The organism is Coprobacter sp. (assembly GCF_982436375.1).
Window position 1 is genome coordinate 1 of the sequence record NZ_CEWDCG010000087.1, and the last position, 12,264, is coordinate 12,264.

A 12,264-nucleotide genomic window follows, 5' to 3' on the forward strand; every position below is an offset into this window, starting at 1 on the left:
ATACAATAAAAAGCCTGTCTGAATTTTCCTATTAATAACCAAGACAGATTATTCAAAATATAAAAGCGTTTCTTTTTACAGTTCTTTCACGATTAATAGATAATTCTTACCTTTGAAGGCAAGAAAAATAACAGCAGAATGATAGAATATATCACAGGTAAAATTTCCGAATTAACTCCGGCATCGGTAGTAATAGAATGTAATGGAATAGGCTATTTCCTCAATATATCTTTAACGACTTACAGTGCACTATCCCAGAATACTGCAACCAAGCTATTTGTATATGAATCTATACGCGAAGATGCTCACGTACTTTTCGGATTTATCAGCCGTCGCGAAAGAGAGTTGTTTTTGTTGTTAATTTCCGTTTCCGGTGTCGGACCGAATACCGCACGAATGATTCTTTCTTCTCTCTCTGCTCCTGAACTGGAGCAAGTTATCGTTTCTGAAAACGTAAACATATTGAAAAGCGTTAAAGGGATCGGTGCAAAAACCGCCCAACGCATAATTGTTGACCTTAAAGATAAAATAAAACCGGGGGACAATACGTTAAATATAAGTATGCCCCAAAATCAAGAGGTACAGGATGAGGCTGTGGCCGCTTTGGTCATGTTAGGATTCCCGCAAACCGCTTCAATGAAGGTCGTACAAAAATTATTGAACGAATCTCCCACATTAAAAGTAGAAGCTATTATCAAAGCTGCACTTAAAATGCTGTAAAACACACATACGGGAGAAGGGAAAAGGATTCACGGATCAATGAATAAAAGGCTCTATTATCTTTTATATATTTTTCTATGTATCAGCGGAATAGGAATCTACTCTGCCTTTGCAGCTTATAACCGTACCTTTTCCTCACTAAACCTTCCGGAAGCATCTGCCTCATCCATTTCCGCACCTGAAGATACTACAAAAAAAAGCCGTTTCCCGGTAGCTAAAACATCGATAGAGACTTATGAAGATCTTTATAAAAACAGCCCGGCAGATCTAAAAACTCCTGAGAACGTACGCTCAGTGTTCGAATATGATCCGGTAACTCAATGTTACGTTGTGCGTACAAAAGTCGGAGATATGGAGGTGTCTACACCTTTCATGTTAACCCCTGAAGAATACAAAGATTATTCCTTACGAAAATCCATAGAAGCCTACTATCGGGAAAAAAACAAAGAAAATGCAGGTAAGGGAAAAGACCCTTTCGATATTCTCGATATGAAATTCAATCTCGGTCCGTTAGAAAAAGTTTTCGGTCCGGGTGGTGTGCAAATTAAAACTCAAGGGTCGGCAGAACTGACCATGAGTATAAAGACAAATAAAATCGATAACCCGGCATTGGCATTGAGTGCAAGGAAAAAGACCTACTTCGATTTCGAGGAACAAATCCAAGCGGATATTACAGCAAAAGTAGGAGACAAGCTCAACTTTAACATGAACTATAATACCGGAGCAACATTCGATTTCGATTCCCAAAAACTGAATTTGAATTATGAAGGGAAAGAAGACGAAATCATCAAAAGTATCGAAGCCGGTAATGTTAGTATGACCACAGGATCTTCCTTAATACGTGGAGGATCAGCTTTATTCGGGATAAAAACTAAAATGCAATTCGGTAAACTGACTGTTACAGCCTTAGTCTCCCAACAAGAATCAGAGTCTAAAACTGTCAACTCAAAAGGCGGAGCTCAAACTACGGAATTTTCTTTCAGCGCCGACCAGTATGATGAAAATCGTCACTATTTTTTAGCCCACTATTTTAGAGACAATTATGATAATTCTATGTCAAAACTCCCTTATATATCTTCGGGAGTGACTATTAACCGTATAGAAGTATGGGTGACCAATAAAAGAGGAAATTATGACCAGGCGCGTAACATCATCGGGTTTATGGACCTTGGAGAACAAAACAGAAATAATTTAGCAAATCCGGATCTATGGCATACAAACGGAAGCTATACATGTCCGGCAAACAATGCAAATAGTTTATATGAATACATTCAAACCAACTATCCCGATGCCAGAAACATTAACCAGGTGACTCAGGTATTAGAGCCTCTTGAAGCTCAAGGATTCAATGGCGGACAAGAATATGTCAAAGTCGAAAGCGCCCGACTGCTCACCAGTTCGGAATATACACTGAACAGTCAACTCGGATATATTTCTTTAAATAGTCAGCTCAATCCGGATGAAGTACTGGCAGTAGCATTCGAATATACGAAAAACGGGCAGACATATCAGGTAGGAGAATTTTCAGGGAATATTACAGATACAGACAAGAGCCTGTATGTAAAGCTATTAAAAGGGACAACAATCTCGACAAGCGTTCCGGCATGGAAGTTGATGATGAAAAATGTATATTCCCTTAACGCTACTCAGATACAAAAAGAAAAGTTCCGGTTAAATATTTACTATAAAAGCGACACGGCCGGGACACAATTGACATATATGCCTATCGGAAACATCAAGAACGAAACCTTATTGAAGGTTATGAACCTTGACCGATTAGATAACAACCAAGAGACAAATCCCGACGGATTTTTCGACTTTGTAGAAGGGTACACGATCCTTGCATCCAAAGGTCGAGTATTTTTCCCGGTAGTAGAACCTTTTGGCTCACACTTAAAAAAGAAAATCGGAAACATACCGAATGTTGACCAATATGTCTATCAAGAACTGTACGACACTACATTAACAGCAGCCAGACAGTATGCCGATAAGAACAAGTTCGTAATCAAAGGTGAATATAAAGCATCATCAGGAGCAGAAATACAACTTAACGCCACGCACGTGCCCCGAGGATCGGTACGAGTCACGGCCGGAGGTATGACCCTGACCGAGAATGTAGATTATTCGGTCGATTACACAATGGGAACCGTAACTATTTTAAATCAAAGTTATATCGACTCCGGAACTCCGATCAGCGTCAGTCTTGAAGACCAGTCATTATTCAACATGCAACGAAAAACAATGGTCGGATTAGATCTTAACTATGCTTTCTCTAAAGATTTTAATGTCGGAGCTACAATTATGCACTTGGGAGAAAAGTCTCTGACCGAGAAAGTGAACATCGGAGATGAAGTGCTGAATAATACTCTATGGGGATTAAATACTTCTTACAATACAGAATTCCAATGGCTAACATCTCTGATCAACAAAATACCGACTGTGAATGCTACAGCCCCGTCCCGATTATCGCTGAATGCAGAATTTGCACAGTTAATACCGGGAAAAGGGAAAAACAACTCGCTCTCCTATATCGATGACTTCGAGTCTTCTCAATCGGGTTATGATCTGAGGACACCATATTCATGGTCACTCGCCTCGACTCCGTCTATGTTTCCCGAATCAAAATATTCCAACAATGCTGATTACGGAAAGAATCGGGCTTTAATATCTTGGTATTATATAGACCGGATGTTTACTCAAAAAAATTCCTCGTTAACTCCTGCCCATATTAAAAACGATTTAGATCAATTATCCAATCATTATGTACGGGAAATCGATGTCAGCGAGGTATTCCCGAACAAAGAACTCGGTTACGGCGAATCTTCTGTCCTACAAGTTCTGAACCTATCGTATTATCCGACAGAAAGAGGACCGTACAATGTAGATGCGGATAAAATAAACAATGACGGTTCTCTCAAATTCCCGGAACAACGCTGGGGAGGGATTATGAGAAAAATGGATAATACCGACTTTGAAGCTGCAAACATCGAATATTTACAATTTTGGATGATGGACCCGTTCCTCGATCCGGACAATCCGGGGAATGAAAGTCAGGTCGGATACCTGTATTTCAATTTTGGAGAAATATCGGAAGATATACTGAAAGATGGCATGAAATCGTTCGAAAACGGTCTTCCTGTCGATGGAGATGAATCGAATCTGACAACCACCGTATGGGGAAAAGTTTCGAAACGCCAATCTATGACCTATGCTTTCGAGAACGCAGACGGTGCCCGTGAAAAACAAGACGTAGGACTCGACGGGCTTACAAACAATGAAGAATTTACTTTTTCCACCTATTCCGACTTTTTAGAGAAATTGAAACAAAATACGACGGCAGAAGCTCAAGCCAAAATGTTGGAAGATCCTTTTTCTCCTTTGAACGACCCTGCAGGAGATAATTATCATTTTTACAGAGGTGTAGACTACGATGACATGCAGCTCGATATTCTCAGCCGATATAAACATTATAACGGAGTAGAAGGGAACTCAAGTTCTCCGGATGATGCAGCAGACAAGTACTACCAATCCTCCAAAAGCGTTCCGGACGTCGAAGATATCAATCAAGACAACACGTTGAACGAATACGAAAGATACTATGAATACGGTATAAAAATATCTCCTCAGAATCTTCAAGTAGGAAGAAATTACATCACTGATAAACGCACGACTGTCGTTCGTCTGAGAAATGGTCAGGAATCAGAAGTTACATGGTATCAATTTAAAATACCTTTGAAAGACGACAGCGACGATGAAACCCATATTCCACGAAAAAAATACGGTTCTATACAAGATTTCAAGACAATCCGTTTTGCACGGATGTTCATGACCGGATTCGAAAAAGAAACACACCTGCGTTTTGCTTCACTCGAACTTGTACGGGGAGACTGGAGAAGTTACTCTCTTCGTCTACAAACCGGAGAATCACCCAACACATCACTGCCGGCAGAAGGGGAATTGGATGTATCAGTTGTTAATATAGAAGAAAATGCAGGACAAACTCCTGTAAACTATGTACTGCCTCCTGGAGTCAGCCGGATAATTTCTCCCGACCAATCCCAGATCACTCAATTAAACGAGCAATCTTTATCTTTAAAAATAAGAGATTTACCTCCTAAAAATGCTCGTGCCGTATATAAAAATACGAGTCTTGACATGCGTAATTACAAATATTTGCAAATGTTTACTCATGCCGAAAAACTAATTGATGATAACACAGACTTAAGGAACGGAGAAACTTCTGTATTCATTCGTTTCGGGTCTGATTACCGAAACAATTATTACGAATATGAAGTGCCTTTGGCACTTACTCCTCCGGGAACTTATAACACATACAATTCACAAGACCAAGAGACCGTTTGGCCTACACAAAACATGATCAACGTTCCCTTATCTCTGGTAACAGAATTGAAATTAAAACGGAATGCGGCAAAACGAAGAGGGGATGAAGGTTCGAGCTATCAAGACGTTTATTCGATATATGATCCTGATCATCCGAGAAATAAAGTCTCGGTAATCGGAAATCCGAGCCTGTCCGACATATCGACAATTATGATCGGTGTCCGGAATAATGCGGGGACGAATAAAGATATTGTGGTATGGGTTAACGAACTCAGACTATCCGGTTTTAATGAGAGCGGAGGTTGGGCTGCCCGAGCTAATGTAAATCTGGCGATATCCGATATAGCCACCGTAAATTTCGGGGGACACATCGAAACTTGCGGCTTCGGAGGGATAGATCAAAGCCTGAATGAACGTCGACTTGACGATTATTATCAATACAATATAGCTACAATGGTAGATGTCGGTCGTTTTTTACCTGAAAAATTGAAACTCAAAGCACCGATATTTTACTCATTATCTGAAGAGCGGACGTTGCCGAAATACAACCCGCTCGATCAGGATATTTTACTTTCAGATGCTTTAGACGCTGCCGGTTCTGACGCTGAAAGAGATTCGATCAAAAATGCATCTATCGATATATCGACAGTTAAGAGTTTCAGTATTTCCGGATTGAGATTCGACATACAAAGTAAAAATCCGATGCCTTATGATCCGGCAAACTTTACTTTTAGCTACTCGTCAAACATCCAAAATAAGCAAGACCCGACAATTCTATTCGAAAATACACTGGACAGAAGAGGAAATTTCAGTTACAGTTATACACCGTATGTGAAACCCCTTCAACCCTTTAAATCACTAAAAAGCAGATCAAAACATTTGAAGGTTATCAAAGACATGAGTATTAACTATGTACCGAATAATATTTCGTTCTATACTAATATGTCTCGTTACTACTACGAGCAACAATTGCGAGAGTTAGGAGAAGACGGCACAAGCACGCAACTTCCTATTTCGGTAAGCAAGAACTTTTTATGGGATCGGCAGTTCTCTATTCAATGGAATCTGTTGAAATCCTTAAACATGTCTTTAGCTACCATGACAAATGCCCGTATCGACGAACCCTCGGGTGTAGTAAATAAAAAGCTTTTCCCCGATGAATATAAAGCATGGAAAGACACGGTCATGCAAAGTATATGGCACTTAGGAACACCCTGGAATTATAACCAAACATTCAACGCCTCTTTCGACGTTCCGTTATCTAAAATTCCCATGCTGAATTGGATGACCCTATCGGCGAAATACAACTCGACATATTCTTGGGACAGAGGGGTTTATATTGATAGTGAAACGACAATGGGTAATAATCTGAATAATCAAGGTCAATTCGGAATCGACGGTCGTTTCAATCTGGAAACTCTCTACAATAAATCGGATTTTCTGAAAAAAGTAAATCGGAAATTCGCCAATACCTCTCGGTCATCTTCCCGTAGCAGTACCCAGAAAAAGAGATTCCAGCGCAATATCTCGTTAAAAAGCGACACGACAACTACGGTGAAACACAATTTGGACAATAAAAAAGTAAAAGTTTCCGCAAAAACCAAAGACGGAATATATTATTCCGTCAAATATAAAGTTGTGGATAAAAACACAATTCTTATTGAAAACAGAGATACGGCCCAAATAACACTAACCGTACTGCCCGGCAAACGTCCTGAAGATTCTTTCTGGTATAAAGCAGCAGAATACACAACACGGTTTGCCATGATGGTAAGAAATGTGAACGTCCATTACAAAAACAGTAACTCAATGTATATTCCATCTTTCTTGCCTAATGTCGGGGACATGTTCGGACAATCCACAGCAACCAGTACCTTAGCTCCGGGACTTGATTTCGCTTTCGGATTGACAGACGAAAGCTATATCGAAAAAATCAAGGACCGAGGTTGGCTTATTGTCAACGACTCATTAGTAAGCCCTGCTATTATGAATCGTACAGAAGAATTCAGCATAGATGCCACCTTAGAACCGTTTAAAGGATTCAAAATCACGTTAAATGCCAACCGCACCGTGAGCAACAACAACCAAATACAATTTATGTATGACGGAATGCCCACCATACGGGGAGGAAGTTTCACAATGACTCACGTTGCGATTGCCTCATCTCTGAAAAGTGCAAAGGCATCGAACGGATATTATTCCAAAGCTTTTGAGAACTTTTTGCAAAATCGTGAGATTATTGCTCAACGATTAGAAGCCAAGTATAGTCAAATGACATATCCTTCAGCAGGATTTATCAGTGAAAAAGGATTAGTCGGGCAACGATATAATTCAGAAAACGGAGGGGTTAACCGTAATTCTCCCGATGTCATGATACCTGCATTTATCGCCGCTTACAGTGGCAAAGATGCGGGAAAAATCGGATTAACGGCTTTTCCGTCGATCAGAAGTTTATTACCTAACTGGAAAATAACCTATGATGGTCTATCTAAGATAAAGGCATTAAAGAAATACTTCAAAAGTATCGTCCTGAGTCATGCCTACCGATGTACTTATACCGTGGGGTCTTTTTCCTCTTTCCTGAACTGGGCTGAAGCTGAAGAAAAAGATTTCGGTTTTGCGAAAGACGAACTCACAGGGAATCCGATACCGTCCTCTCCATACGATATCTCTTCTGTAAGCATTAATGAAAGTTTTGCACCTTTACTCGGATTAGATATGACTTTTAAAAACAGTATCACAGCTAAAGTAGAGTATCAAAATTCCCGTACATTAAGCCTGAATTCTTCAGCAGGACAAATTGTCGAATATACAAGTCAAGGCGTTACTGTCGGTGCAGGCTATACAATTACCGATTTCAACGCCATTTGGAGAGGAAAAGGCGGTAAACAAGGGACATTTAACAATGATCTGAAATTACGAGCAAACTTCTCTTTCAAAAGAGATCAATCCTTAATACGCCGTATTGAACAGAATTTCACTCAGGCTACTTCCGGTACAAAAGTAATGATGCTCAATTTCTCTGCCGATTATGCTTTAAGCAAACTCATTACACTACGGGCTTTCTATGATCACCAAATCAATACTCCGTTGGTATCATCGACTTCATATCCCATCTCAGACAGCAGTTTCGGTGTATCGATCCGCCTTGATCTTGCCCGGTAAGAGCTATTAAATTCTTTTCTAAATTTTACAATAAAAATACGATCAGGTCATCTTTGTGTTTTTTTCCGGACTATAACATTGTTAACAATATATCGGTACGATTCCCCTCTCTGAAAGAGACTGAGTAAAAACTAAAACAAGTACTAAAACGATTTTCAGAATCATCCGGGATAAAAACAAAATTTTTCTCATTATATTCGCAAAAGAAAACGAAAAAAATCTATGGAGCAAATAAATTTTGCAGCAATCGATATAGGATCAAATGCCGTGCGCCTGCTCATAAAGGGAATATACAAAGGGGAGACGGCAAATCAACTAAAAAAGACTTTTATTGTCAGAGTTCCCTTGCGATTAGGGCAAGACACTTTCACATTAGGCAGAATATCGAACGACAAAACTGAACGACTGTTACGGCTCATTGCCGCATTCAAACAAATGATGCAAGTATATAGAGTCATCAGTTACAGAGCTTGTGCAACTTCCGCCATGCGAGATGCTTCGAACGGATCAGAAGTTGTCCGTTACATATCCGAACAAACCGGTATAAAAATCGATATTATAGACGGAAAAGAAGAAGCGAGAATCGTATATGACAGCCACATCGTCGATATATTAAACCGTCCGGGAGACTATTTATATGTAGATATCGGAGGAGGAAGTACCGAAACGAGCCTGATCCAAGATTGCAAACTTAAGGATTCTCGTTCCTATAATATAGGAACCGTACGTATTCTCAATAACAAAGTCAAAAAAGAAGAGCTTCTCAAGCTATACTCCGACTTGAAATCATTAGCATTGGAATATCCAGATATTTCTATCATAGGATCTGGCGGAAATATCAATAAAATATATAAACTGTCGGGTACGACAAAAGGAGAACCGTTATCGCTCGAATCCTTGTATCAAGTATCGAACATGCTTCAGGCACTCCCCATAAAAGAACGAATGAAGCAGTACGATCTGAAACCTGATAGAGCAGACGTTATCGTACCCGCCGCAGAATTATTCATACAAATAACACGACACCTCAACTGTAAATCTATATGGGTACCTACCATAGGTATTGCTGACGGAATTACCTATTCACTCTGTTCTGATTATCTAAATACACATAATTAATAATATGAAAATGAAAAAGTTAATCTTAATCGTCTGTGGGACTGTCTTATTTTCGTTCCCGTTCATCTCCTCTGTTAAATCTCAAGATTTATACGAAAAAGCAAACATCCGGAAATATGAAAAAGCAAATCAAGAACTTCCGGCTACCACAAAAAAAGAAAAACGTGTGGTATTTATGGGCAACTCCATAACCGAAGGTTGGGTCGGCACACACCCGGAATTTTTCACCGAAAACAATTATATCGGTCGTGGAATCAGCGGACAAACAAGTCCGCAAATGCTTATGCGCTTTTACGGGGATGTTGTCGCCCTCAAGCCGAAAGCAGTAGTCATTAACGCCGGAACAAACGACGTCGCTGAAAATACTGGCGCTTATCATCCCGATTTCACCCTCAACAATATCAAAGCTATGGCTTCCATTGCCGAAGCAAACGGAATCAAGGTGATTCTTACATCGGTACTTCCCGCATCACAAATAAAATGGCGGCTCGACATCAAAGATGCCCCTCAAAAAATTATAGCCTTAAACAAAGAAATAGAAGCTTATGCCAAAGCAAACAAATACGGATATGTAGATTATTTCTCCGCTATGAAAGATGAAAAGAACGGCCTTCCTGAAAAGTTGAGCAAAGACGGCGTACATCCGAACGGAGACGGTTACAAAATCATGGAGAAACTGGTAAAAGAAGAAATCAAAAAAATCGTAAAATAATCAAAGACCAGAACAGCGGGGAAATTTAGTGAAAAAAATCTCCCCGCTGTTTCGATCTTTACCTCAAACTTTCGGTCTGATTATAAATCGCTTCCAAAATATCCTTATCGACATCGGTAAGTATTTTTCCTCGCCGTGCCATCATCCGTTCGGCAATCGAATAAAACTTAGATAACTGAACATCAGAAAAACCGGCAGCACCGCCCTCGCTAAAAGAAGCTACAAAATTCCGAGGAAAACCCGAACCGTGTATGTTCACTCCCACTCCAACAACCGTAGCGGTATTGAACATGCTATTTATTCCTGCCTTAGAATGATCACCCATCATCAACCCGCAAAATTGCAAGCCGGTACGCAAAAAACGTCCAGTAGGATAATTCCATAGTTTTATCTCGCTATAATCATTTTTTAAATTCGATGCATTAGTTCCTGCTCCCAAGTTGCACCACTCTCCGATAACCGAATTTCCGAGAAATCCATCATGTCCTTTATTTGAATAGGCAAGCATCACCACATTATTCAACTCGCCCCCTACTTTACAATAAGGACCTAATGTCGTCGCTCCATAAATTTTTGTTCCCATATTCACGACCACATGCTCACAAGCCGCAAAAGGAGCACGAATACATACTCCTTCCATGATTTCGGCATCTTTCCCGATATAAACCGGACCTTTTGTCACGTTCAATGCCGAACATTCGACAACCGCACCCGGCTCTATAAATATTTTAGGTGTACCGTCTGGAAAACAAGGATCACCGATTACCCTGTTCGATGCGGATAACGGTTCGGATTTTCCGGAAGAGACGATATATCGATAATCTGCTTCTAAAGCCTCTCCGTTCTTCAGAAATATATCATACAATTTCCGAATCATAAAAGGTTCTTCATTCAAAGTATGCTTTACACCGAAATCTTTCTTACGGAAAGCATCCAACGAACCGTAAAAAGCAATCAGCTCATCTCCGTAAAAAAGAGACTCACACTCCGACAAAGAAGAAATGGCTGCGACCAGTTTCTCATCCGGACATACATTCCCGGCAATGAAAAAGCTATTAGAAGCAATATTCATCGGATATTTCACTGTCAAATAATCAGCCGTATCATAAGAATAAATTCCCGGCAACCGAGATTCCCATTTTTCCCGTATCGTAAAGATACCGATACGTATGTCCGAAACCGGCCTTGTAAATGTCAATGGCAGAAACTCCTGATGAATTCCCGTCGTATCAAAAAGAATAATGTTCTGCATATATGCTGTTTTTAATCTTCATTATCCTGTACTCCTGCAAAATGCACGATAAATGTCGTTGAGCCCACCGTTATTATAGCCCCGTTTTCCAAAACCACACGGTCTTTTTTCCCCAGACGCTCGTGCCGTAAATATGTTCCGGATACACTCGGAAAATCGCGCAATGTATATATAAAACCCCCAGCCTTATTTTTCTTTACATTAATAACACAATGCTGACGTGCAAGGGTAACATCCGTAGTCTCTATCGGTACATGAATTTCCGTTCCTTTAGAGCGACGTCCGATTATATTATCTCCCATAAAAAGAGGAAGTTCTTGACGGTATCCGTATGAATTTTCCAATACGACAACAAAACCGCAATCAGAAATCTCTTGATTATCAATCAAATCGGCAACCGACACATTGAATTGTTTCCCGCAATAAGGACAAACAAAAAACAAAGAGACATTTTTTTCATAACGATCTTCATTAAACGTTATATCATTATCGCATTTGGGACATAAAACTTTTTTCATTTTCGCTGCATTTATCTGACAAAGGTAAAAGTTATCTCTTAGAGATACAAGGTACAGAACAGCTAAATTCAGAGAATAAAACCTCGAAAAACGGAATCATCGGTATAAAAAAAGAATTAATCTGTTTTTAAGATTCCCGTTAACCCGATATTATAAAAAAATTAAGAGAATGTACTTTTCTTTGTAGAAAAATAACTTGCGCATAATCGAATTTTATGAAAACACGCGACAAAAACACTATGCTGAAAAAATGTATGCTAATCGCCGGAAGCGTTTTTCTGGCAGGGCAAATGGCTTTTGCCAAAGGGAACAAAGGTTCTATTTATCATGACGGTTGGATCGATTTCAACAAAAACGGAAAAATGGATGTATTCGAAAATCCTAAGCAACCGATCGAAAAAAGAGTGCAAGATTTATTATCCCAAATGAATCTGGAC

The 12,264-nt window shown here is 39.7% G+C and carries 7 protein-coding genes; 5 read left to right on the top strand and 2 right to left on the bottom strand.

Features of this window, described 5'->3' with window-relative positions; all coding sequences use genetic code 11:
- The first annotated feature begins 138 nt into the window (after positions 1-138).
- From ruvA to AC1WHX_RS06555, 4 genes are all read left to right on the top strand, one after another.
- Positions 139-720, top strand: a complete 582-nt coding sequence (gene ruvA, locus AC1WHX_RS06540; protein WP_122338120.1) for a Holliday junction branch migration protein RuvA — start codon at positions 139-141, stop codon at positions 718-720.
- Between the two features lie 39 nt (positions 721-759).
- Complete coding sequence (sov, locus tag AC1WHX_RS06545) at positions 760-8,226, top strand: T9SS outer membrane translocon Sov/SprA (RefSeq protein WP_122338119.1); 7,467 nt, start codon at positions 760-762, stop codon at positions 8,224-8,226.
- Between the two features lie 222 nt (positions 8,227-8,448).
- The gene (locus tag AC1WHX_RS06550) at positions 8,449-9,345 is read left to right on the top strand and encodes a Ppx/GppA phosphatase family protein (RefSeq protein ID WP_303116080.1); all 897 of its coding nucleotides are present in this window, start codon (positions 8,449-8,451) and stop codon (positions 9,343-9,345) included.
- Between the two features lie 10 nt (positions 9,346-9,355).
- Positions 9,356-10,057 (top strand): SGNH/GDSL hydrolase family protein, encoded by a 702-nt coding sequence (locus tag AC1WHX_RS06555; protein WP_122338133.1) that lies wholly within the window; start codon positions 9,356-9,358, stop codon positions 10,055-10,057.
- A gap of 58 nt (positions 10,058-10,115) precedes the next feature.
- On the opposite strand, the gene AC1WHX_RS06560 is transcribed toward AC1WHX_RS06555, so the two are convergent.
- Both AC1WHX_RS06560 and AC1WHX_RS06565 read right to left on the bottom strand, forming a co-directional pair.
- Entirely contained in the window at positions 10,116-11,309 is a 1,194-nt protein-coding gene (locus tag AC1WHX_RS06560) for a putative sugar nucleotidyl transferase (RefSeq protein ID WP_122338118.1), read from the bottom strand.
- A gap of 11 nt (positions 11,310-11,320) precedes the next feature.
- Positions 11,321-11,827, bottom strand: coding sequence for an FHA domain-containing protein (locus AC1WHX_RS06565; RefSeq protein ID WP_278585776.1), 507 nt, complete (start codon positions 11,825-11,827; stop codon positions 11,321-11,323).
- 254 nt (positions 11,828-12,081) lie between these two features.
- On the opposite strand from AC1WHX_RS06565, the gene AC1WHX_RS06570 reads away from it, so the two are divergent.
- Positions 12,082-12,264 (top strand): hypothetical protein (locus tag AC1WHX_RS06570; RefSeq protein ID WP_481229029.1); only part of this gene is annotated, 183 nt, incomplete at its 3' end.